Here is a 22,091-nt window from a genome sequence, read left to right as displayed (position 1 = left end):
ACTTTTTCTGGTATAAATTGACCAACCCAGCATGTGCCCGGCCTTGCCCAGACATCCAATTTGCTAACAATAACCTAACCGGGCAATCGCCCCTGCCATGGATATATGCCACTGATTCCGCGCAACAAACTGTTTTCCAGCTCGACCACCCTGGCCATACTTCTCGCTGCACTTGCCATGTTGGGGCCTTTTTCGGTGGATACCTATCTACCCGCCTTTCCGGCCATTCAGGCCTCCATCAATGCCACACCGATCGAAGTGCAACAAACACTGACGGCTTATATGTTTTCCTTCGCTGTCATGATCCTCTGGCACGGTGCACTATCCGATGCTTTTGGGCGGCGCAATATCGTGCTGGTGGCACTTGCGGTATTTGCCATTGGTTCGCTTGGCTGCGCTGCCGCACACAGCGTGGAATACCTGTGGGCGTTTCGCATTTTGCAGGGAGTTTCCGCTGGTGCGGGCGTGGTGGTAGGCCGCGCCATTATTCGCGATCGCTACGATGATGTGCCTGCTGCCCGTCTTTTATCCCTGGTGACCATGATCTTTTCCATTGCTCCTGCAATCGCCCCCATCCTCGGCGGCTGGATTGTGAAATGGTTTGATTGGCGCACTATCTTTCTGGTTTTATTTGTCTATACCGTTCTCCTGTTCTGGGCTTGCTACAAGTTGTTGCCAGAAACCTTGCCACTAGCCAAGCGCCAACCATTCAATCCGCATTTTTTATGGGCCAGCTACAAGCAGGTTTTCCGTTCGCCCCTTTTTCAGCTCAAATCCGGCACGCTGGCATTCAATTTTGCCGGTCTGTTTTTATATGTGGCCGCAGCGCCAGTGTTTCTCACCCAGCATTTACATCTGGGGCCAGATCAATTTGGCTGGCAGTTTATTCCTGCCGTGTCGGGTATTTTTCTGGGAGCCCTGGCTGCCAATCGCATGGCTGGGAAATTGCCCGTGCAACGTCAGGTTCACATCGGCTTTATCTTCATGGTGGGCGCCGGCTTAGCCAACGTGCTTTACCATGCTGTTTTCCCGCCTGCTCTGCCGTGGTCGGTCATGCCGCTATTTTTCTATACCATAGGAATGTCGATGGCGGCTCCGGGTATCACCCTGTTTGTGCTGGACCTGTTTCCTGCCATCCGCGGCACCGTGGCCTCCTGCCAATCCTTTACGCAAACCATGTTGTCGGCCGTAGTCGCTGGTGCGCTGGCGCCTGTGTTGTCTCACTCCGTATTATGGCTGGCGGCAGGGCAGCTGGGGTTCAGTTTGATCGGGCTCATCTTATGGCTGGCTGGTCAACGTTATTATCGTCACAGCCAGCAGCTGGAAGCCGAGAAGCTGAATGCCTGGGAAGCCATTAAATAAAGCACTAGTCCGACAGTCATGTCAGACCAGAGCTGATAGCCAGGCCAAACCCTGGCCTTTAGACTTAACTTTCATTGTTGCTGCATGGATCAGATAGCGGCAACTTACTCGCAAGAATGTACTCAGACGTTATGTTGGTTTTTCCCGACTTCGTCACTCATCACAAGGAGAGCATCATGAGATTGTTGATCAAGACTTTGGTGGTTGGTTATATCGTTAAGCGTGTTGCAAAGTCTTACCTGCATCGTGAGCCGGCAAAAATTGCAGAATAAGCTTGCTGCATGAAGTATCAGGCGCCTGCACGCATGGGGCGCCTGTGTTATCAGGGGCTAGCCCCTGTCCGTTTTACCTGAATTATCGATTCACATTAACAGGCTCAAGTGGGATACACGTTGATAAAGAACATTCACAACGGGCGCCCGCTTGGGCCTGCCACCTTATTTCTGATGCTGATGGCGGCTTGTTGGCTGGCAATGACTCCCAGGCTTGCGCAGGCTGCGCCATCCACCGGTCCCCAAGTGCTGGATTTATCCGGCAGTTGGCAATTCATGCCCATCAACCGCACCCCCGTCACGCCAGCCATGACGCCGCCTGCAGAAGGCTGGAAAACGATCAATGTGCCAGACAACTGGTTCAGGCAAGGCCAGGATATCTCAGGCCAAGCCTGGTATAGCACACGCTTCCGATTGGATGACAGCACCCGCGGCAAACATGCCGAACTGAAATTTGAAGGCGTGGATTATCTGGCGGATATCTGGGTCAATGGTCATTACCTTGGCCACCATGAAGGTTACTTCCAGCCATTCTCATTTGATATCACCCAACATCTGCATGATGGCGATAATGTCATTACCGTACTGGTGGATAGCCCGCTGGAAAAACCCGAAGACTGGTCGCTGCACAAACGGCTAGTCAAGGGGATTTTCAGCCACCATGACACCCGCCCGGGCGGCGCTTGGTCAGTGCGCGGACAGGAACAGAATACCGGCGGCATCTGGGCTCCGGTCAGTATTGCCTTCAGCGATCAGCTAGCGGTACAGAACCTCAAGCTGACGCCGCGACGCCATGGCAATGCCTGGCGCCTCGATGGAGAAGTCGCCGTTGCCAGCGATGTTTCACATGAAACCTTAGTACAAGTTGAAGCAGAACTGGTACCCGAAAACTTCGAAGGGCGCAGCTATCGTTTTAACCAGCCGCTCAAATTAAAGCCGGGTAGCCAGACCTTCCCTTTGCAGTATGCACTCACCCAGCCTGAGCTTTGGTGGCCTGCGGACTATGGCAAACCCAATCTATACAGATTCAAGTTGCGCATCACCAACAATGGTCGAGTGTTGGATACACGCGAACAGATAATCGGTTTGCGCGAGGTCCGTGTCGATGAAACGACCCAGCAGTGGTATATCAACAATCATCGTATGTTTATGCGCGGCACCAACTATATTGGCAGCCAGTGGCTGGCAGAAATGACGCCTGAGCGCTATGAGCGCGATATCCGCATGATGCGCGACGCGCATGTGAACGCGATCAGGGTGCATGCCCATATCGCATCGGCGGCGTTTTATGCGGCTTGCGATCGCAACGGAATGCTGGTCATGCAGGATTTCCCGCTGCTGTGGGGATACAGCGATGACGAGGCTTTCCATCGTACCGCGCGGGCTCAGGCTGCTGACATGGTGCGGACTTTATACCACCATCCCTCTGTCGTCTCCTGGACTATGCACAACGAGCCGCCATGGGATTCACCATGGATGGTCAGCAAGTACCCGGACTACCGCGCAGATCAGAATCTCGCGCTGGATAATGCGCTTTACCAGGATGTACGGGCCCTTGATGATACCCGCATTGCACGCCGTGAATCCGGCACCAAGGAGCATGAATGGCTAGGCTGGTATTCTGATAATTGGCATGCGTTTGCCCGCCCCGCCCCCAACCCTTGGATTACTGAATTTGGTGCGCAGGCCCTGCCAGTGATGAGCAGCCTCAAGCGTTTGTTCAGCGAAGCCGAGATGTGGCCGCAAACCGAACCGCAGTGGGAAAAATGGCAATTCCATAACTTTCAGCCGCATGAGACCTTCAATATTGCCCATGTGCCGCGCGGCAACAACGTGCAGGAACTGATGGAAAACACGCAGGCTTATCAATCGCGCTTGATTCAGTTTGCTGCCGAAAACTATAGACGCCAGCGGTATGCACCGGTATCCGCTATTTTTCAGTTCATGTTTGTGGAAAACTGGCCATCCATCAATTGGGGAGTAGTGGATTATTGGCGCCAGCCCAAGCCCGGCTACGACGCCTTGCGTATGGCCTTTCAGCCAGTGCTACCCAGCCTGCAATGGGTGAAAGACCAATACGCAAGTGGTGAAACCATCCTCATCGGCTTATGGGCAATCAACGATCTTTGGCAACCCTATCCGGAGGCGAAGTACACCATTAAGCTGTTACGGGATGGACAGGCGGTGGATCAACGCGAGTGGATGCTGGATGTGGCCGCAGATAGCGGCAAAAAACTGGAAGACTACCGGTTGGAACAAGCCAACCCCGGGCAGTACGAATTACAGGCCGAATTACACGACAGCCAGGGCAAGCGGCTTGGGAGCAACCGTTATCGGTTTAGCGTCACGCCTTGAACAACAAAACTGACCTAGCCTGATCAGGCTTTAAGCTTGAGGGTATGCAATGTGCGAGCACGCACTCGCTTGAGCAGTGCCGCATCTTCAATCAAACACTCTCCCCAGGAAGGCACCATGGCCTTCAATTGCTCTTGCCATGCTGGCTCTTGCAAGCGTGCCTTGAAACAGCGCTGTAATACATCCAGCATGGCCTGTACCGAGGTGGATGCTCCGGGAGACGCTCCCAGCAATGCTGCCAGCGTACCATCGGCTGAGGCGACAATTTCCGTGCCGAACTCAAGTTTGCCGCCTTTATCATCGCAGCGCTTGATAATCTGCACCCGTTGCCCTGCCTTGGCAAGTGTCCAGTCCTCATCACGGGCTTGCGGATAAAATTGGCGCAAAGCCTCTACGCGCTTGCTGTGCGACTGAAAAACCTCGCCGATCAGATAGCGCGTCAGATCAAGATTGTGCCGACCAGCACCCAACATGGATTTGAGATTGCGTGGCTTCACGGAGGCAGGCAGGTTAAGCCATGAGCCTTGTTTGAGAAACTTGGTAGTAAACCCGGCATAAGGGCCAAACAGCAAGGCGGGCTTGCCATCAATATAGCGAGTGTCCAGATGCGGCACCGACATGGGCGGAGCGCCCAGCGGGGCCTTGCCATAAACCTTGGCCTGATGCTGACGGATGATTTCCGGCTTGTTGCACACCAGCCACAAGCCACTGACCGGAAAGCCACCATAGCCGCGCGCTTCAGGAATGCCCGACTTTTGCAGCAAAGGCAGCGCTCCGCCGCCTGCGCCAAGAAATACAAAGCCTGCCTCAACAACCTGTTTATCGGCGGCTTGCTTGCCTTTCAGTTGCACGCGCCAGCGGCCATCATGTCGCTGACGCAGACTTTTTACGCTGGTATGGGTCTTGAGCTCAAATCCTGTACCCTGTTGCAGGGACTGCACCAGCTGGCGCGTCAATGCGCCAAAATCAATATCGCTGCCATAGGCTACGCGCGTAGCTGCTACCGGCTGCGAGGCGGGACGATCACGCATGACCAGCGGCATCCATTCGGCAATTACCTGGGGATCCTCACTGAACTCCATATCCTTGAACAAAGGGTGCTGGCTGAGCGCTGCATGACGCTGACGCAAAAACTCAACGTTCTCAGCGCCCCAGACAAAACTTTCATGAGGGGTAGGACGAATAAACTGCTGAGGCTCGGGCAATAAACCGTTTTCTACCAACCAGGACCAGAATTGCAATGAGACTTCAAACGCAGCGTTAATGCCCAGGGCACGCTTGATCTCAATTTTGCCGTCAGGCAACTGAGGGGTGTAATTAAGCTCACAATAGCCGGCATGGCCGGTACCAGCGTTATTCCAGCCGTCCGAGCTCTCGGCAGCAACCTGCGGCAGGCGTTCCACCATCAGGATGGTCAAGGCAGGATCCAACTGTTGCAGCATGCTGCCCAAGGTTGCGCTCATGACGCCACCACCTACCAACAAAATATCAACCTGCCTGTCTGCCACGTTTCTCCCCAAGCGCGCTTGACGCGCATTCGTCCATTGCATAATGAATAGCGGCGTTATTATAACTGCTTGGGACCCGGCCTGCTTGGCACAGGCTAGGCGTGAAAAGGCTGCATGTTTAGCAAAACATGCAGCCTGGGAGACTTCTAGGTATGGGATAAATCTGTTCAGTAATACCCTGGTGGAGGGGGTGGCGGTGGATAGTAAGCAGGTTGTGGCGGGCTGTAGCTCTGTACCACGGGACGTGGATTTGCTTCGCTGGCTGCCATAGGCACCTTATTTCCCTTGGCATACATACATTGCAAATACGCATTATCGTAGCGTTGCTGGACTGTATAGGATGAGGCCTGTGCAGCATCCGCGCCAGCTGCTGTTCCTACCAGCAAGCCGGTACCTGCACCGACAGCTGTTGCCCCATGCCCACCGATGGCTGCACCGAGTACTGCACCCACTGCGGTGCCAACGGCCGCACTTTTCACCATGCTATCGTTTCCAGCCTGCTTGGCTGAAGCTCCGCTTTGCTCCAGTCCATATTGACGACAACTTGCATCATCAACACGAAACTGATCAAAAGTTTTTGTACTCCCTGGCAACGCCATGCGGCTAGGACCATCCGGTACGGTGACGCAACCACTGACCACCAGGCTACCGCCCAACAATAAACATAATGGAATCTTCATGATGTTCTCTCCCTACTTGGATGGTGCGGGTGGTTGTGGAGCCACCTTTTGCCAGCCTTGTGGGCATTCCTTCACATAAGGGTAGTAGCCCTCAGGTTGCGTGCAGTGATACCAGTAATTATCGGTTGCTGGAGCTGTGCTGGTTGCCGGAGCCACCCGCGCCTGCGCTGGTTGCTCAACATAAACTTCTGGCTGCGGTGCCGGGCGCACAATGATGGGCGGTGGTACTGGATAGCCATAGTAATAAGGGTCGTAATAATACGGGCGTGGATAATACGGCCCCCAACCAGGGCCCCAACCGGGACCAAAACCTGGTCCTACATACACACCGACATTGCCATGGAAGTGTCCACGGTCTGCCAATGCCACTCCGCTAACCAGCAAACCTGCAGCAACGCTGACAGCCAAAATGATTTTTTTAAAGCCATGCATGTTGTTATTCCTGTCTACCCGTCGAAATACGGGTTACTGATAAGACTGGATGCCTAGTTATGCGGTTCTGGCTTCGCGTGTAAAGTTGTGTAAACAATCCACCTATAAATCATAAGCTTATGTAGAAATTTATGGTTTTTAAACCTTGCTGCGGGGGCTGGCTCATCTCCGATCGACGGTTAGATTTTTTTTCAGCTGGCGGCTATACTACAAACAGTGGAGATGGCATTCCTCCCTTAACCGCTGCCCTGCAGCTGATGATGCCTACGAGAACACCCTGGCCAGGGTGCGTAGGTACACGCTCCCTGTCCCGGCTTTGCATTCAGCCTATCTTCAAGGACAGTTTCATGCTTAACTCTATCTTCGTTATCGGCCTCGGTGCCGCCCTGGGCGCTGTATCCCGCTGGTGGATGGGATCGACACTCAATGCCCTGTTTCCGACCATACCGCCTGGTACGCTGGCCGCCAACCTTATTGGTGGCTATCTGATCGGTCTGCTGCTGGCTTTGTTTGCCAGCCTGCCACAGCTGTCTCCTGAGTGGCGCTTGTTTGCCATTACCGGCTTTTTAGGTGGACTCACGACATTCTCGACTTTTTCTGCCGAGGTAACGTCTTTACTGCAGCAAGGCCGTCTCAGCTGGGCGGGCGCTGCCATTCTGCTGCATGTGGTCGGCTCCATCAGCATGACGCTGCTTGGATTTGCCACCATCAACGCGATCAAATCGCTTTAAATAAAGAGGAGCCTGTGATGCAAGGATTTCAGCTTACGTTTTACACAGCACAAAACCGCCACCATGAACAACGCCCTATTCATGACTGGCTGCTGGATGAAGCGCGCAAGTTGGGCATAAAAGGTGCAACTATTATTCCCGCTAGCCAGGGTTACGGCCACGATGGCGTTTTACATGCCGCGCATTTTTTTGAGTTGGCAGATCAACCTGTACAAGTCATCATGATCGTGCAAGCCAGTGAGGCAGACCAGCTTTTTGCCCTTATTACGCGGCATGCCCTGTCCCTGTTTTACGTTAAAATTCCGGTCGAATTCGGCACAACAGGCTAACCCCGCATCAGCAAGTTTGCCGGAGGACCTGCACCCCCGTATGATGGGGCCCATGAAACCTCCCAAACGCCTGGAGCCCCTGATTGAAGATGGGCTGATTGATGAAGTGCTGCGCCAGCTCATGAGTGGCAAGGAAGCCACCGTCTATGTGGTGCGATGCGGCGATGATGTTCGATGTGCCAAGGTTTACAAGGAAGCCGACAAGCGCAGCTTTCGCCAAAGTGTGGATTACACCGAAGGCCGTAAAGTCAAAAGTAGCCGCCAGGCGCGTGCTATGGGCAAGGGTTCGCGCTATGGGCGCAAGCTGCAGGAAGAGGCCTGGCAGAGTGCCGAAGTTGATGCACTTTACCGTCTGGCCGCGGCCGGTGTGCGTGTGCCCCAGCCATATAATTTCTACGAAGGCGTGCTTCTGATGGAGCTGGTAACAGATGCCGCGGGCCACGCCGCCCCTCGCCTCAATGATGTTGAATTCACCGAGCAGGAAGCGCTGCAGCATCACCAAAGCCTGCTGGTGGATGTCATTCGCATGCTGAATGCAGGTATCGTGCATGGTGATCTTTCCGAGTTCAATATCCTTTTGGGAGCTCATGGCCCCGTCATCATTGATCTGCCGCAGGCCGTTAACGCCGCGGGTAACAACCACGCCAGCAGCATGCTGGAGCGCGATGTGGATAATCTGGCCGGTTATTTCGGCCGCTTTGCCCCTTCATTGCTCGGCACACAATACGGCAAGGAGATCTGGGCCCTGTATGCTCACGGCGACCTGACCACCGAATCCAAACTCACCGGATATGTGGCGCCAGAGGCCACCCCTGTAGATTTAAAGAGCGTGCTGCGGGTGATAGAGGATGTGCGCAGGGATGAAGAAAAAAAACAGGCTCGCACCACAGAAACACCCACACCTAAAAGCCGACCGCAACATACTTAAATAGTATTTTCCACCAATACGCATTTCTGATCGCTCAGGCGATTTTTTCAAGGTACCCTAACCCTACCCATGCAAACAGAAGTAAAAGACGCTCCAAAGTACGCCATTGTCGCCTCCGTGCAATTACCCAATGTCAGCGACATTGAGTTTGAGGCATCTCTCACCGAACTGCGGGAACTTGCCAAAACGCTGGGCTACCATGTCGTCCATACCTTTGTGCAAAAGCGCGGCAGTTTTGATACCACGGCTTATCTCGGCATCGGCAAACGTCAGGAGATCCAGGCCTGGGTCAGCCATGAAAACGAAATTGCCGAACAGGAAGACGCTCCCGCAGATAGCCATCTTATCGAGGCCATTCTGGTTGACCATGAGATCTCGCCCTCCCAAGCGCGCAACCTGGAAAAAGAAACAGGCTGTGAAGTCATGGATCGCACGATGGTGATCCTGGAAATCTTTCACCGTAATGCCCGCTCACGGGCGGCCAAAGCTCAGGTAGAGATTGCACGCCTGGGATATATGGCACCCAGACTGCGGGAAGCCGCCAAGCTTGCTGGGCCACAAGGTCGCCAGCGTAGCGGTGTGGGTGGCCGCGGTGCGGGGGAATCCTCTACTGAGTTGGACCGCCGCAAGATACGTGACCGCATCGCCGAGCTACAACTGGAAATATTGGCGATGGAGGCTGAGCGCAAAACACAGCGCGCGAGGAGGCAGCAACGTCAGGGGCTGACCAGTGTTGCGCTGGTTGGCTATACCAATGCCGGCAAATCCACCCTGATGCGTGCCCTTACCGGCAGCGAAGTGCTGGTGGCCAACAAACTTTTTGCCACACTGGACACCACCGTACGCACACTCTATCCGGAGAGCGTGCCGCGCGTGCTGGTCAGCGATACGGTGGGCTTCATCAAAAACCTGCCCCACGGTCTGGTCGCTTCTTTCAAATCCACTCTGGATGAAGCACTGGATGCCGCCCTGCTGCTACATGTGATCGACGCCAGCGATCCCGGTTTTGAGCGCCAACTGGAAGTGACGGACAAGGTGCTTGAGGAAATCAACGCCGATGACGTACCACGTATCCGCATCTTTAATAAAATCGACCATGTAGGCGATGCTGCAGCACAGGCCGAGCGCGAAGCCGCCCTAAAAGCCCAATATCCTGATTGTGTAGTCATGAGCGCCCGCCGCCCGGACGATGTTGCCAAGCTGCACAAGATGATCATGGAGTTTTTTCAGCGTGATCTGATTGAAGTGGAGATTTTCGTACCATGGGCCAAGCAACAACTCTTAGGTGAAATCTATGCGACCTGCCAGGTACGTGGCGAACGCTCGGATGAGCAAGGAACATTCTTCCAGATATGCGGGGAAGCTTCAGTACTGGAACGATTGCAAGACAAGCTGTCGCAATAAATTTCATTTTTATCAAAGACAGCAATAAAAAAAGCGGCCTATAGGCCGCTTTTTTTACATTGAAGTAAAGTTAACTACTTAAATATCAAGGTTATTTACACCAAGTGCATTACTTTCGATAAAGGCGCGACGCGGTTCTACCTGATCGCCCATCAAGGTAGTGAAAATCTCGTCTGCGGCAATCGCATCGTCGATCTGCACTTTTAACAAGCGGCGTACGGTAGGATCCATGGTAGTTTCCCAGAGCTGTTCCGGGTTCATTTCGCCCAGGCCTTTATAGCGTTGGATATTGAGGTTGTGCTTGGCTTCTTCCAGCAACCAGTCGAGCGCTGCCTTGAAATTGCTGACGGGCTGCGATTTTTCGCCGCGCTTGATACTGGCACCTTCACCCAGCAATCCTTGTAGCATGACAGACATCTTGCTGATTTGGCGATAATCACCGCTCGCCAGGAAGTCGGTATCGACAACACAGGATTGCAGATTACCGTGCACGTATTTGTTGACCTCCAGGCGGTAGGTACCGGTCTCAAGGTCTTGTGCCACGATGACCTCTGAGCCGGTGTGACCCAGCAAGGGGCGCAACTTCTCAGCCACTGCGTTAGCATTCGCTTCAGTATCAAGTTCTACGGTACCTTCTACATTTTGCAGGGCGCGTAGCACGCTTTCATCGTAAAGCGAGGCCAAGCGGCGGATAACGGCTTCAGTGAGCACCATTTGCTTCGCAATCTCGGCCAGCTGCTCGCCTGCCAGTGTTTCTCCACCTTCGCGTGTCAATAGTTCGGCACCCTTTAGGGAGGATTGCAGCAGGTACTGATCCAGCTCCTGCTGATCCTTGAGGTAACGTTCATCCTTACCCTGCTTGACCTTGTAGAGTGGTGGCTGGGCAATGTAAATGTGGCCGCGTTCAACCAGTTCCGTCATTTGACGGTAGAAGAAGGTAAGCAACAGAGTACGAATATGGGCACCGTCGACGTCCGCATCGGTCATGATGATGATACGGTGATAGCGCAGCTTGTCAGCGCTGAAGTCGTCTTTGCCTATGCCTGTACCCATGGCAGTAATCAATGTGGCAATTTCCTGTGAAGACAAGAGCTTGTCGAAGCGGGCTTTTTCCACATTCAGGATCTTACCCTTCAGAGGCAGAATAGCCTGGAATTTACGATCCCGGCCTTGTTTGGCGGAACCACCGGCAGAGTCGCCCTCCACCAGATACAGTTCACATTTGGTCGGGTCACGTTCCTGACAGTCGGCCAGCTTGCCCGGCAGACCCATAGTATCCATTGCACCTTTGCGGCGTGTCATCTCACGTGCCTTGCGCGCAGCATCGCGCGCGCGGGCAGCATCAATGATCTTGTTACAGATCACTTTTGCATCGACAGGGTTTTCCAGCAAAAACTCGGCAAGCTTGGCGGCCACCACTTCCTGTACGACAGGCTGCACTTCGCCTGACACCAGCTTATCCTTAGTCTGAGATGAAAACTTAGGCTCAGGTACTTTGACGGACAGCACACAAGTAAGGCCTTCGCGCATGTCATCGCCTGTGGTTTCAATTTTGGCCTTTTTTGCCAACTCGTTCTGCTCGATGTAGTTATTGAGCGTACGTGTCATGGCCGTGCGCAAACCAGTCAGATGGGTACCACCATCGCGTTGCGGAATATTATTGGTAAAACATTGTACGGTTTCTGCATAAGAGTCGTTCCACTGCATGGAAACTTCAATTGTCATGCCATCTTTTTCGCCAACAGCGTAGAAAGGCTTGGGGTGCAGCACCGTCTTGCTGCGGTTCATGTATTCCACAAATCCACGTACCCCACCAGAATGCGCAAAGTTTTCAGATTTGCCATTGCGTTGATCAATAAGCTCGATCTTGACGCCGTTATTCAGGAAAGACAGCTCACGAATACGCTTAGCTAGAATTTCAAAATGAAACTCGACAAGGCCAAACGTTTCGATAGAAGCCAGGAAGTGAACTTCAGTCCCTTTGCGTTCCGTGGTACCAGTAATCGCCAAGGGGGCAACAGCTTCGCCACGACGAAATTCCATCTGGTGCACTTGCCCATTGCGATAAATTTTGAGTTTGAGCCAGTCAGACAAGGCATTCACGACGGAAACACCCACGCCGTGCAAACCACCAGAGACTTTATAAGAGTTTTGATCGAACTTACCACCTGCATGCAGCTCGGTCATTACAATTTCAGCAGCCGATCGCTTTACCGCCTTGATGTCATCGTGTTTGATATCGGTCGGAATACCACGGCCGTTATCGGAAACACTGACAGAGTTATCAGGATGAATAATCACTTTGATGTCATCACAATGGCCTGCCAATGCTTCGTCGATCGCATTATCCAGCACCTCGAATACCATGTGATGCAAGCCACTCCCATCGGAGGTGTCACCAATGTACATGCCAGGGCGCTTGCGTACTGCGTCCAAGCCTTCAAGAATCTTAATACTGGATGAATCGTAGTCTGTCATGCTTTTGTCTTTTCAAAGTTTCACGTGAAACACTTAAATCTAATGAAATTAGTCGTACGTTTTTAAACCGATAATTTAAATTCGCATCGGCATTACGACGTATTTATAGGTTTCGTCATCAGCGACCGTTACCAGGCAGCTGCTATTTGCATCCGCAAATGAGAAGGTCACGGTATCGCAATTCACGTTATTCAGCACGTCAATCATATAAGTCACATTGAAGCCGATATCCAGCGAATCGCCACCGTAAGCGATTTCCAATTCCTCTTCTGCTTCTTCTTGCTCACTGTTGGTACTAATCAAACGCAAACTGTCGCTACCAAGCACCATGCGAATGCCGCGATATTTTTCATTCGACAGGATCGAGGCGCGTTGCATCGCTAACAATATTGTCATGCGATCTACATTGAAGCTGTTTTTGTGGCCTACCGGGATAACACGGGTGTAATCAGGGAACTTGCCATCAATCACTTTTGAAATGAGCTTGATATCGCCAAACGAGAAATTCACCTGCCCACTGGCAATTTCAATCGTGACCTCTTCTTCACTGTCATCCAGCAATTTGATTAATTCAATTACCGTCTTGCGAGGCAGTATAAGCTCTTGTTTTTCATAAGTTTGTGCCAGTTCTGTCGACGTAAAGCTTAAGCGATGACCATCTGTTCCCACTACATTCAGTCGATTACCGTTTACTTCAAACAGCAAGCCATTCAGATAGTAACGTATATCTTGCTGCGCCATGGCAAATTCGACTTGTTTGAACAAGCGCTTCAGAGATTTCTGATCGATGCTTACTACGGTATACGTGGTACCTGTAGCTTTCGTCATGACAGGATAATCAGCTGCAGGAAGCGTTTGCAGGTTAAATCGGCTTTTCCCGGTTTTTACCTGAATACGACTTTCTGCCGTTGCCATGGTTATTTCTGCGTTTTCTGGTAACGAACGGCAAATATCCAATAGTTTCTTAGCTGAAATCGTAGTGGAGAGTTCTCCCCCTACTGGAGTTTGTAATGCAAGCGATATTTGCATTTCAAGATCTGTCGCTGTCAGTACGATCTTTTCGTCCTTTGCTTCCAACAAAAGGTTGGAAAGTATAGGCAATGTGTGTCTTCTTTCTACAATACTTGTCACAGAAGACAGGGGTTTTAACAAGGTATCGCGATTTATTTTGATGTTCATGTTTTATAACAATCTAAATAATAAATTCTGTAGTAATAACAATAATGATGTGGGATTCTGTGGGTAACTCGTTTTTTTTAAATTAAATCAAATTATTATTTAACTTTTATGTCTGCGTAAAACCAGACGGTCTGCTGTGGATAAAATGTTGCTTATTCTACCCTTTTATTAAAATCGCGCCTAACCTGCATTTACGTTCACAACTTATCCACGGCTTAACACCGCTATTTGACTTACTTTGGTATTGCGCTAATCCCGAATAACCTGCGTGAGGAAGGCGATATCTCGGGCTACATTCGGATCATTCTGGCGCAATTGCTCGATTTCTTCACAGGCATGCATCACTGTCGTGTGATGACGGCTGCCAAAAGCCTCCCCTATTTCTGGAAAACTGTGGTTGGTCAGCTCACGGGCTAATGCCATAGCAATCTGCCGCGGCCGCGCGAAATTGCGTGAACGTTTCTTGCTATACATTTCGGCGACTTTAATCTTGTAATAGTCAGCCACTGTTTTTTGTATGTTTTCCATTGTGATCTGACGCCCACGTACAGCAATCAGGTCTTTCAGGGCATCTTTAGCCAAGTGGACATCAATCGGGTTACCCGTAAAATTCGCCATTGCCACAATCCGGTTCAATGCGCCTTCCAACTCTCGAACACTTGAGCGAACCTGCTTGGCGATAAAGAACGCGACATCTTCATCAAGTACAAACCTAGCCTCTTCTGCCTTTTTCAGCAGAATTGCCACCCGCATTTCCAGCTCAGGAGGTTCCACTGCGACGGTGAGACCCCAGCTGAAGCGTGTACGTAAGCGTTCATCTACATCGACGATTTCTTTTGGATAGGTATCGCATGTGATGATGATCTGTTTTTTGGCTTCAATCAGGGAGTTGAATGCATAGAAGAATTCTTCCTGGGTACGGCTTTTCTTGGCAAAAAACTGAATGTCGTCAATCAAAAGCAAATCAAGTGAATGATACTGACGTTTGAATTCGTCAAACGCTTTCAGTTCATAGGCTTTGACTACATCTGAAACATAACGCTCTGCATGCAGATAACGAATCTTGGCATCAGGACGGTTCATTTTAAGATGATTACCGATCGCTTGAAGCAAATGTGTTTTGCCCAGCCCTACGCCCCCGTAGATAAATAATGGGTTATAGGCAGTTCCTGGGTTTTCAGCCACCTGCAGGGCGGCTGCACGTGCTAACTGGTTAGCACGACCTGTTACAAAATTATCAAAATTGAATGCGCTGTTAAGACCGCTAGGATTGCCGTGAGGTTTGTTTTTCTTGGGTTCGACTGCTTTTGCAACAGATTTTTTAGCAGGAAGCTCCTGAAGGGAAGGCGGCGCAGCTTCTTCTCCCTTGAGGTTGGCGGGGCTTGTTTTCACGACGGGGACTACCATTTGTTTCTTCATCGAGGGGTCTTGCAGGCCAAGCTCGATTTCAACCGGATGCTGTATCAATTCCTCAGCGAGATTCTGGATGCGAGGTAAGAAGCGATCCTTTACCCATTGTTGAACGAAACGATTCGGCGCAAATAGCCGCAAAGTATGGTTATGCGTCTCAAAATGCAGCGGTTTGATCCAGGTATTGAATTGCTGAGCAGACAGTTCTTGCTCAAAGCGGCCCAGACAGATAGACCAGAAATTTTCCATCGGTTGCCCGATTCCTCAACTGATAGCAAATATGGAGTTTGCCCGAATGCTTGTATTATTGTTTTCGAGCACCAGAGCCGCCATTGGCGCCGGATTGGAGACGGCGAGTACAGGTGACGGCAAGGGGTTCATTCTAGCGGGTTTAATTAAACTTATCCACAAGCAATCCATAAGCGGATGTGGATAAGGAATAACTTGAAATAAACATTGACAGGATACTGTTATATCAGGTTAAATTACGCCCTTTGTTTAGAAACGCACAGAAGTCGGAGATTCATAATGAAACGTACATACCAGCCTTCGAAAGTTCGTCGCGCTCGCACTCATGGTTTCCTGGTGCGCATGAAAACCCGTGGCGGTCGTGCAGTAATTGCAGCGCGTCGTGCCAAGGGCCGTGCTCGTCTAGCAGTATAAGTGTGTGACGATATCGGTTAATCCAGTTTTGGCCTTGCCAAAGTTTGGTTTTCCTAGCCGAGTTAGAATTATTAAAACGGATGATTTTTCATCCGTTTTTAATTTCCGCAAACGTATTTCCGGTCATTATCTCGCCATACATTACCAATATAATTCCCTGGGCACGCCAAGGCTGGGTCTGATTGTGGGAAAGAAAATAGCCAAACGAGCTGTGGACAGAAATTACATGAAGCGTGTCCTGCGTGAGCTATTTCGAGTGCATCAGCACGATATTGCCCCCTTGGATCTCGTTGTGCGAGTCCAGCGTATCTATGGGCCAAGCGACTACTCTCGTCTTGCTGGGGAGTTTTGTGAGTTACTGCGCAAGCTGGGAAAACAGCTCGAAAAACGGAAATCAGTATCATGAGATTACTGGCGAAGTCGTTGGTAACAATGATTCGGCTATACCAGTTAGCGTTAAGTCCCTATTTTGGGCAACAGTGTCGGTTCAGTCCGACGTGTTCTCAATATACGATAGACGCCATTAACAAACATGGGGCTTTTGCTGGATTAGCCTATGGTGTTCGTCGTATCGGAAAATGCCATCCTTGGCATCCTGGTGGGCATGATCCTGTGCCTTGATGCGTGCAGTAATCGCGCCATTCAATATCATGCATTTCAACATTAAGATAAGCGAGTTATGGATACCAAGCGTTTGATTTTATTTGTTATTTTCTCTTTCTCTATCCTGATGTTATGGGATGCATGGCAACGTGAACATATGCCCACCCCTGAGGCAGTTTCCGCTTCAGCATCTAGCGACGATAGCGTTCCGCATGCTGAAAAACTACCTGGCACCAAAGCTGCAGCAGATATGCCCAAGGAGTCTGGTTTCCGATTGCAGACGGCGGATCGCATCCAAGTTGAAACGGACGTTTATAAAGCCGTTATTGACACCACTGGCGGTGACTTGCGTCGTCTCGAGTTGTTGAAGCACCGTGCCGATAATTCCACGACGGAAAACTTTGTGCTGCTGGATGATCGTGCCGCACCAATGGTGTATGTGGCGCAAAGTGGTTTGATTGGCCAAGGGTTGCCCAATCACAAGACAGTATTCTCAACGGAAGCTAGCAATTACCAGCTTGCAGCGGGTAGCGATACTCTTGAGGTACGGTTGACGGCGACGAATGCCGATGGTGTCAAGGTCGACAAAATCTATACGTTCCATCGTGACAGCTATGTCATCAACCTGCGTTATGAAATTCATAACGCCAGCGCCAGCCCGATTGATCCTACGGTTTACTACCAGGTGGTGCATGACACTGAGTCCAATCAGGGTTCGCATATGATGCCTACTTTCACCGGTGGCGCTTATTTCACCCAAGCTGACAAATTCAAAAAGCTTTCCTTCAAGGACATGGGCAAGAATGACTTGTCCAAGACCACCAGTGACGGCTGGGTTGGGTTGCTGCAGCACTATTTCGTTAGTGCCTGGATACCCAAGGAAGGTGTGACTCGTCAGTTTTATAGCAAAAAGCTGGCTGACAATATCTATTCTATTGGTACCAAAAGTGATATTGGTGTGATTGCTCCTGGAGCTAACGCCGAGGTTGAAGCCCGTTATTACGCCGGTCCGCAAAATCAGGAAGTCATGAAGCAGGTGGCGCCAGGTCTTGAGTACACGGTGGATTATGGTTGGCTTACCATTATTGCATCCCCGCTATTCTGGATCTTGTCCAAGATTGAAGGTGTGGTACACAACTGGGGTGTAGCGATTATCCTGCTTACCGTTATGATCAAGCTCGCATTCTATCCACTCTCTGCGGCCAGCTATCGCTCCATGGCGCATATGCGTGAGCTTGCGCCTCGCTTGCAACGCCTGAAAGAGCAATACGGTGATGATCGGCAAAAGATGCAAGTTGCCATGATGGAGCTGTACAAAACAGAGAAAATCAATCCGATGGGTGGTTGCTTGCCTATCCTGGTGCAAATTCCTGTGTTCATCTCGCTCTACTGGGTACTGTTAGGCAGTGTGGAAATGCGGCATGCCCCTTTCATGTTGTGGATACATGATCTCTCCGCCATTGATCCTTACTATGTGCTGCCTATCCTGATGGGTGCTACCATGATCATCCAGACGCGCTTGAACCCTACACCTACCGATCCGGTACAGGCCAAGGTCATGATGATCATGCCTATCGTATTCAGCGTATTCTTTTTCTTCTTCCCGGCAGGTCTGGTGTTGTACTGGCTGGTAAATAACGTATTGTCGATTGCCCAACAATGGCATATCAATCGTAGTACGGAGCGTGCTACTGCACTGAAGAAAAAAGGACATGGCCGTCGTTGATACGATAGCCGCCATTGCCACCGCCCCTGGTTCCGGGGGCATAGGCGTGGTTCGTATATCTGGTCCAGCCTCCGCAGAGATTGCTATTGCGGTGCTGGGCCACTGCCCTCCACCCCGGCATGCAGCCTACCTCCCCTTTAAAGAAGCCGATGGCCAGTTAATCGATAGCGGCATCGCTATTTTTTACGCAGGGCCTCACTCCTACACGGGAGAGGATGTGCTTGAGTTGCAGGCACATGGAGGCCCAGCGCTCATGCAGCTTCTGCTGCTGCGGTGCTTGCAGTTGGGTGCACGTCAGGCTGAGCCTGGCGAGTTTACCCGGCGCGCATTCCTGAATGACAAGCTTGATCTGGCGCAAGCTGAAGCGGTTGCTGACGTGATCAATGCAGCTACGGCTGAGGCAGCACGAAGTGCTGTTCGCTCCCTTTCTGGGGAATTTTCACGGTATATCCACGATCTTCTTGAATCTCTCATTAATCTGCGCATGTACGTAGAAGCCTGCCTGGACTTCCCTGAGGAAGATATCGACTTTATAAGCCAGGGGCGTGTTGCCGAAAAATTGCAAAACATTGCCGATGCACTTGCGCTGGTTTTCAAAGGGGCACGCCAAGGGAATCTGCTTCGCGAAGGAATACAGGTAGTACTCGTCGGTCAGCCAAATGTCGGTAAATCCAGTTTGATGAATCAGCTGGCAGGGGAAGAGGTCGCAATTGTTACCCCGATTGCTGGTACGACCCGTGACACCATACGGAATGTGGTGCAGATTGACGGTGTTCCGCTGCACCTCATTGATACTGCCGGACTCCGCGAAACAGATGACGAAGTCGAAAAGCAAGGAATTGCGCGCACATGGCGAGCTCTAGAAAACGCGAATGCCGCATTATTATTGGTTGACGCAGCTCATGGTATTACCGAGACGGAAAAATCGATTCTAGAGCGATTGCCGGCGAATTTACCCAAAATATGGGTTCATAATAAAATTGATTTGCAATCTGAAGAGCCCCGTCAGCACGAGCATCACGGGGAAGAGCATCTGTATATCTCGGCAAAGCTGGGTTTGGGGCTTGACGCTCTAAAAGCCCATTTGCTGAAGATCGCTGGTTGGCAGCCTGCAGGTGAAAGCATTTTTATGGCACGTACTCGTCACTTGCAAGCCTTGGAAGTGGTGCAGGCACATTTGAAAGATGCGGTTGCATTTTTAGAGCAGCCAGAATTGTTAGCTGAGGAGTTACGCCTTGCTCAGCAGGCCTTAAGCTCAATTACGGGTGAATTCACACCGGATGATCTTTTGGGAGAGATTTTCAGTCGATTCTGCATAGGCAAGTAGACTTTTTCTAACAAAAACAAAAAAATTCTTTAGTATCATGGTGATATATCTCATTCACAAATGATTCATTTGTGTTTCACGTGAAACATCCTGACATTGCAAGTGCTAATGCGGTATCATTGCCAGCATATTTGCAACTCTCGGATTCTCATGCAATTCCCTGAAAAATTTGATGTTATCGTGGTTGGTGGCGGTCATGCTGGCACTGAAGCTGCATTGGCGAGCGCACGCATGGGGCAAAAAACATTGCTTCTGACCCACAATATCGAAACCTTGGGCCAAATGTCATGCAACCCCTCCATTGGCGGCATAGGCAAGGGTCATTTGGTAAAGGAAGTCGATGCGCTGGGCGGCGCTATGGCGGCTGCCACAGATGAAGGTGGTATTCAGTTTCGCATCCTTAACTCAAGCAAGGGTCCTGCTGTCAGGGCTACCCGTGCGCAGGCTGATCGAGTGTTATATAAGGCGGCCATTCGGCGTCGACTGGAAAATCAAGCTAATCTTTGGCTATTTCAACAAGCTGTTGACGACATTATTCTGGATGGAACCCGAGCTGCGGGGGTGGTCACCCAACTCGGCTTGCGATTTGAATCGAAAGCCGTTGTATTGACTGCAGGTACATTTCTGGCTGGCCTGGTGCATGTGGGATTGGCTAACTATCAGGCCGGACGTGCCGGGGATCCTCCCGCAGTTTCTCTGGCAGCCAGGTTGCGCGAAATTGGTTTGCCGGCTGGACGCTTGAAAACAGGAACTCCGCCGCGGATTGATGGCCGTACCATCGACTACAGTGTGATGCTTGAGCAGCCTGGCGATAATCCAGTCCCTGTGTTTTCCTTCTTGGGGGACGCCAGCCAACACCCAGCTCAATTGCCTTGCTGGATTACCAGCACGAATGAACGCACGCACGACATCATACGTAGTGGTCTGGATCGTTCACCGATGTACACGGGGGTTATTGAAGGGGTGGGTCCGCGATACTGCCCTTCCGTAGAAGATAAAATCCATCGATTTGCCGATAAGGAATCTCACCAGATTTTCCTGGAGCCTGAGGGATTGACTACCAACGAGATCTATCCAAACGGTATATCGACAAGCTTACCTTTTGATATTCAATATCAATTGGTTAGGTCCATAAAAGGCCTGGAAAATGCGCACATTTTGAGGCCTGGCTATGCCATTGAATACGATTATTACGACCCGCGTGGTTTAAAAAATTCTCTGGAAACCAAGGCTGTCCAAGGCTTGTTCTTTGCTGGTCAGATTAATGGCACAACGGGATATGAAGAAGCAGCCGCCCAAGGGCTGTTGGCGGGGGTAAATGCGGCTCTTCATGCACAGGAAAAAGATAGTTGGTGCCCAGCACGTGATCAAGCCTATCTGGGGGTGTTGGTGGATGACCTGATTACTCGGGGAGTGAGTGAGCCCTACCGGATGTTTACCAGCCGGGCGGAATATCGATTGATGTTGCGCGAAGACAATGCTGATATGCGTTTGACTGAAGCTGGTCGCAAAATCGGGTTGGTAGATGATGCCCGTTGGGAGGCATTTTCCCGCAAGCAGGAAGCCATACTCCGTGAGCAAGAGCGTTTGCGGAAGACGTATATACATCCGGGTCAGGTGAGTGCTGATGTCATGGAAAACGTCCTGGGCAAGCAAATCGATAGAGAATATTCGATGTTTGAGCTTTTGCGCCGCCCGGAAGTGAGTTACGAGGCTTTGCTTACGCTAGCTGAGGGTGACGGTGAGCAGGACGAGCAAGTGCGTCAGCAAATTGAAATAGCAGCGAAATATCAGGGATATATAGACCGTCAGGCGGATGAAATTGAACGTCAGCGTGGCCAGGAGGGTACACGTCTGCCTGAGGATATGGATTATCGCGAAGTGCATGGACTGTCTATTGAGGCCCAGCAAAAGCTTAATGCACAGAAGCCCGAAACAGTTGGGCAAGCCAGTCGCATTTCGGGGATTACGCCAGCGGCCATTTCATTATTGATAGTGCATCTAAAGCGCCGTAACCGCAGCAAAAAATCGGACGTCGCCGCATGAGTCAGGCGGGAATATTAGCCTCAGGCATAGCAAATGCAGGTTGGGCGGTATCACAAGCAACTCAACAAAAGTTACTTGCTTACCTTGCCCTTTTGCAAAAATGGAACAAGGTACATAACCTCACAGCGGTGCGTGATCCAGATGAGATGGTTACCTTGCACTTGCTCGATAGCCTATCCGTATTGCCTCATGTTCAAGCGCTATCGCCATTACGGCTCTTGGATGTGGGGAGTGGTGCTGGACTGCCAGGCATCATACTCGCGCTATGTATGCCGGATCTGCAGGTGACCACGATTGATGCGGTGCAGAAAAAAGCCAGTTTCATGCGGCAAGCCAAGGCTGAGCTTGGCATTCCCAATCTGGAGGTTATTGCTGGTCGGGTCGAGCATCATCAGCCTTCGCAAGCCTACGACGTCGTGATTTCACGTGCATTTTCGGAAATAGCCCTTTTTATCAAATTGACGCGCCATTTAATCGCAAAAGATGGGAATTGGCTCGCAATGAAGGGTGTTAATCCTGTGGAAGAGTTGGACGCGATAGGTATGCCAGAAGCCAAGGTGGCTGTTTTGCATGTGCCTGGCCTGGACGCGCAACGGCATCTGGTTACATTACCTTCCCACGAATTGATGTTCACACCTGTTAGCAGAATGGCGTAACC

19 protein-coding genes and 1 riboswitch are annotated in these 22,091 nt (G+C 51.0%); of the genes, 13 read left to right on the top strand and 6 right to left on the bottom strand.

Annotated elements, in window-relative coordinates; all coding sequences use genetic code 11:
- Window positions 1–105: 105 nt before the first annotated feature.
- Both LG203_RS14020 and LG203_RS14015 read left to right on the top strand, forming a co-directional pair.
- A complete protein-coding gene (locus LG203_RS14020) occupies window positions 106–1,362 on the top strand; it encodes a multidrug effflux MFS transporter (protein ID WP_230346323.1) in 1,257 nt (418 codons plus the stop codon).
- A gap of 473 nt (window positions 1,363–1,835) precedes the next feature.
- On the top strand, window positions 1,836–3,989 hold the full coding sequence (locus LG203_RS14015) for a glycoside hydrolase family 2 protein (RefSeq protein WP_230346322.1): 2,154 nt from the start codon (window positions 1,836–1,838) through the stop codon (window positions 3,987–3,989).
- Between the two features lie 23 nt (window positions 3,990–4,012).
- On the opposite strand, the gene mqo is transcribed toward LG203_RS14015, so the two are convergent.
- From mqo to LG203_RS14000, 3 genes are all read right to left on the bottom strand, one after another.
- Window positions 4,013–5,539 carry a malate dehydrogenase (quinone) gene (gene mqo / locus LG203_RS14010; protein ID WP_230346321.1) on the bottom strand — a complete coding sequence of 509 codons (1,527 nt, stop codon included), beginning with the start codon at window positions 5,537–5,539 and terminating at the stop codon, window positions 4,013–4,015.
- 125 nt (window positions 5,540–5,664) lie between these two features.
- Window positions 5,665–6,177 carry a glycine zipper family protein gene (locus tag LG203_RS14005; protein WP_230346320.1) on the bottom strand — a complete coding sequence of 171 codons (513 nt, stop codon included), beginning with the start codon at window positions 6,175–6,177 and terminating at the stop codon, window positions 5,665–5,667.
- 12 nt (window positions 6,178–6,189) lie between these two features.
- On the bottom strand, window positions 6,190–6,609 hold the full coding sequence (locus LG203_RS14000) for a hypothetical protein (protein ID WP_230346319.1): 420 nt from the start codon (window positions 6,607–6,609) through the stop codon (window positions 6,190–6,192).
- Window positions 6,610–6,818: 209 nt separating this feature from the next.
- Window positions 6,819–6,883, top strand: a riboswitch (Fluoride riboswitch).
- 73 nt (window positions 6,884–6,956) lie between these two features.
- On the opposite strand from LG203_RS14000, the gene crcB reads away from it, so the two are divergent.
- From crcB to hflX, 4 genes are all read left to right on the top strand, one after another.
- Entirely contained in the window at window positions 6,957–7,340 is a 384-nt protein-coding gene (gene crcB, locus LG203_RS13995; protein WP_230346318.1) for a fluoride efflux transporter CrcB, read from the top strand.
- A 17-nt stretch (window positions 7,341–7,357) separates the two neighbouring features.
- Window positions 7,358–7,669 (top strand): DUF190 domain-containing protein, encoded by a 312-nt coding sequence (locus LG203_RS13990; protein ID WP_230346317.1) that lies wholly within the window; start codon window positions 7,358–7,360, stop codon window positions 7,667–7,669.
- Window positions 7,670–7,721: 52 nt separating this feature from the next.
- Complete coding sequence (locus LG203_RS13985) at window positions 7,722–8,597, top strand: PA4780 family RIO1-like protein kinase (RefSeq protein ID WP_230346316.1); 876 nt, start codon at window positions 7,722–7,724, stop codon at window positions 8,595–8,597.
- Window positions 8,598–8,666: 69 nt separating this feature from the next.
- Window positions 8,667–10,001, top strand: a complete 1,335-nt coding sequence (hflX, locus tag LG203_RS13980) for a GTPase HflX (RefSeq protein ID WP_230346315.1) — start codon at window positions 8,667–8,669, stop codon at window positions 9,999–10,001.
- 78 nt (window positions 10,002–10,079) lie between these two features.
- On the opposite strand, the gene gyrB is transcribed toward hflX, so the two are convergent.
- The 3 genes from gyrB to dnaA all read right to left on the bottom strand — a co-directional run bounded on the left by gyrB (window position 10,080) and on the right by dnaA (window position 15,317).
- Window positions 10,080–12,479 carry a DNA topoisomerase (ATP-hydrolyzing) subunit B gene (gene gyrB / locus LG203_RS13975; RefSeq protein WP_015829058.1) on the bottom strand — a complete coding sequence of 800 codons (2,400 nt, stop codon included), beginning with the start codon at window positions 12,477–12,479 and terminating at the stop codon, window positions 10,080–10,082.
- Between the two features lie 75 nt (window positions 12,480–12,554).
- Window positions 12,555–13,658 carry a DNA polymerase III subunit beta gene (gene dnaN / locus LG203_RS13970; protein ID WP_230346314.1) on the bottom strand — a complete coding sequence of 368 codons (1,104 nt, stop codon included), beginning with the start codon at window positions 13,656–13,658 and terminating at the stop codon, window positions 12,555–12,557.
- Between the two features lie 249 nt (window positions 13,659–13,907).
- Entirely contained in the window at window positions 13,908–15,317 is a 1,410-nt protein-coding gene (gene dnaA, locus LG203_RS13965) for a chromosomal replication initiator protein DnaA (protein WP_230346313.1), read from the bottom strand.
- A 279-nt stretch (window positions 15,318–15,596) separates the two neighbouring features.
- Here dnaA and rpmH point away from each other — a divergent pair, with 279 nt between their 5' ends.
- The 7 genes from rpmH to rsmG all read left to right on the top strand — a co-directional run bounded on the left by rpmH (window position 15,597) and on the right by rsmG (window position 22,089).
- Window positions 15,597–15,731: a 50S ribosomal protein L34 gene (gene rpmH, locus LG203_RS13960; protein WP_045751845.1), complete on the top strand. Its 135-nt coding sequence runs from the start codon at window positions 15,597–15,599 to the stop codon at window positions 15,729–15,731.
- Between the two features lie 4 nt (window positions 15,732–15,735).
- Entirely contained in the window at window positions 15,736–16,137 is a 402-nt protein-coding gene (rnpA, locus tag LG203_RS13955) for a ribonuclease P protein component (RefSeq protein ID WP_230346312.1), read from the top strand.
- Window positions 16,134–16,352 carry a membrane protein insertion efficiency factor YidD gene (yidD, locus tag LG203_RS13950; RefSeq protein WP_230346311.1) on the top strand — a complete coding sequence of 73 codons (219 nt, stop codon included), beginning with the start codon at window positions 16,134–16,136 and terminating at the stop codon, window positions 16,350–16,352. The genes rnpA and yidD overlap by 4 nt, the downstream gene beginning before the upstream one ends.
- A 58-nt stretch (window positions 16,353–16,410) precedes the next feature.
- On the top strand, window positions 16,411–18,060 hold the full coding sequence (gene yidC / locus LG203_RS13945; RefSeq protein WP_230346310.1) for a membrane protein insertase YidC: 1,650 nt from the start codon (window positions 16,411–16,413) through the stop codon (window positions 18,058–18,060).
- On the top strand, window positions 18,047–19,387 hold the full coding sequence (gene mnmE, locus LG203_RS13940) for a tRNA uridine-5-carboxymethylaminomethyl(34) synthesis GTPase MnmE (protein WP_230346309.1): 1,341 nt from the start codon (window positions 18,047–18,049) through the stop codon (window positions 19,385–19,387). The genes yidC and mnmE overlap by 14 nt, the downstream gene beginning before the upstream one ends.
- Window positions 19,388–19,537: 150 nt before the next feature.
- Window positions 19,538–21,433 (top strand): tRNA uridine-5-carboxymethylaminomethyl(34) synthesis enzyme MnmG, encoded by a 1,896-nt coding sequence (gene mnmG, locus LG203_RS13935; RefSeq protein WP_230346308.1) that lies wholly within the window; start codon window positions 19,538–19,540, stop codon window positions 21,431–21,433.
- The gene (gene rsmG, locus LG203_RS13930; protein WP_230346307.1) at window positions 21,430–22,089 is read left to right on the top strand and encodes a 16S rRNA (guanine(527)-N(7))-methyltransferase RsmG; all 660 of its coding nucleotides are present in this window, start codon (window positions 21,430–21,432) and stop codon (window positions 22,087–22,089) included. The genes mnmG and rsmG overlap by 4 nt, the downstream gene beginning before the upstream one ends.
- Window positions 22,090–22,091: the final 2 nt, after the last annotated feature.

The organism is Methylovorus mays, assembly GCF_020531915.1.
Lineage (GTDB): Bacteria > Pseudomonadota > Gammaproteobacteria > Burkholderiales > Methylophilaceae > Methylovorus > Methylovorus mays.
This window is presented reverse-complemented; position numbering and strand designations above follow the sequence as displayed.

Bases quoted from the DNA above. Each gene is read 5' to 3' on its own strand.
- LG203_RS14015 (WP_230346322.1), top strand. From the start codon at position 1,836: ATGACTCCCAGGCTTGCGCAGGCTGCGCCATCCACCGGTCCCCAAGTG.
- LG203_RS14000 (WP_230346319.1), bottom strand. From the start codon at position 6,609: ATGCATGGCTTTAAAAAAATCATTTTGGCTGTCAGCGTTGCTGCAGGT.
- mqo (WP_230346321.1), bottom strand. From the start codon at position 5,539: ATGCAATGGACGAATGCGCGTCAAGCGCGCTTGGGGAGAAACGTGGCA.
- rpmH (WP_045751845.1), top strand. From the start codon at position 15,597: ATGAAACGTACATACCAGCCTTCGAAAGTTCGTCGCGCTCGCACTCAT.
- mnmE (WP_230346309.1), top strand. From the start codon at position 18,047: ATGGCCGTCGTTGATACGATAGCCGCCATTGCCACCGCCCCTGGTTCC.
- dnaN (WP_230346314.1), bottom strand. From the start codon at position 13,658: ATGAACATCAAAATAAATCGCGATACCTTGTTAAAACCCCTGTCTTCT.
- hflX (WP_230346315.1), top strand. From the start codon at position 8,667: ATGCAAACAGAAGTAAAAGACGCTCCAAAGTACGCCATTGTCGCCTCC.
- dnaA (WP_230346313.1), bottom strand. From the start codon at position 15,317: ATGGAAAATTTCTGGTCTATCTGTCTGGGCCGCTTTGAGCAAGAACTG.
- crcB (WP_230346318.1), top strand. From the start codon at position 6,957: ATGCTTAACTCTATCTTCGTTATCGGCCTCGGTGCCGCCCTGGGCGCT.
- yidD (WP_230346311.1), top strand. From the start codon at position 16,134: ATGAGATTACTGGCGAAGTCGTTGGTAACAATGATTCGGCTATACCAG.
- LG203_RS13990 (WP_230346317.1), top strand. From the start codon at position 7,358: ATGCAAGGATTTCAGCTTACGTTTTACACAGCACAAAACCGCCACCAT.
- yidC (WP_230346310.1), top strand. From the start codon at position 16,411: ATGGATACCAAGCGTTTGATTTTATTTGTTATTTTCTCTTTCTCTATC.
- rsmG (WP_230346307.1), top strand. From the start codon at position 21,430: ATGAGTCAGGCGGGAATATTAGCCTCAGGCATAGCAAATGCAGGTTGG.
- LG203_RS13985 (WP_230346316.1), top strand. From the start codon at position 7,722: ATGAAACCTCCCAAACGCCTGGAGCCCCTGATTGAAGATGGGCTGATT.
- mnmG (WP_230346308.1), top strand. From the start codon at position 19,538: ATGCAATTCCCTGAAAAATTTGATGTTATCGTGGTTGGTGGCGGTCAT.
- LG203_RS14005 (WP_230346320.1), bottom strand. From the start codon at position 6,177: ATGAAGATTCCATTATGTTTATTGTTGGGCGGTAGCCTGGTGGTCAGT.
- LG203_RS14020 (WP_230346323.1), top strand. From the start codon at position 106: ATGCCACTGATTCCGCGCAACAAACTGTTTTCCAGCTCGACCACCCTG.
- gyrB (WP_015829058.1), bottom strand. From the start codon at position 12,479: ATGACAGACTACGATTCATCCAGTATTAAGATTCTTGAAGGCTTGGAC.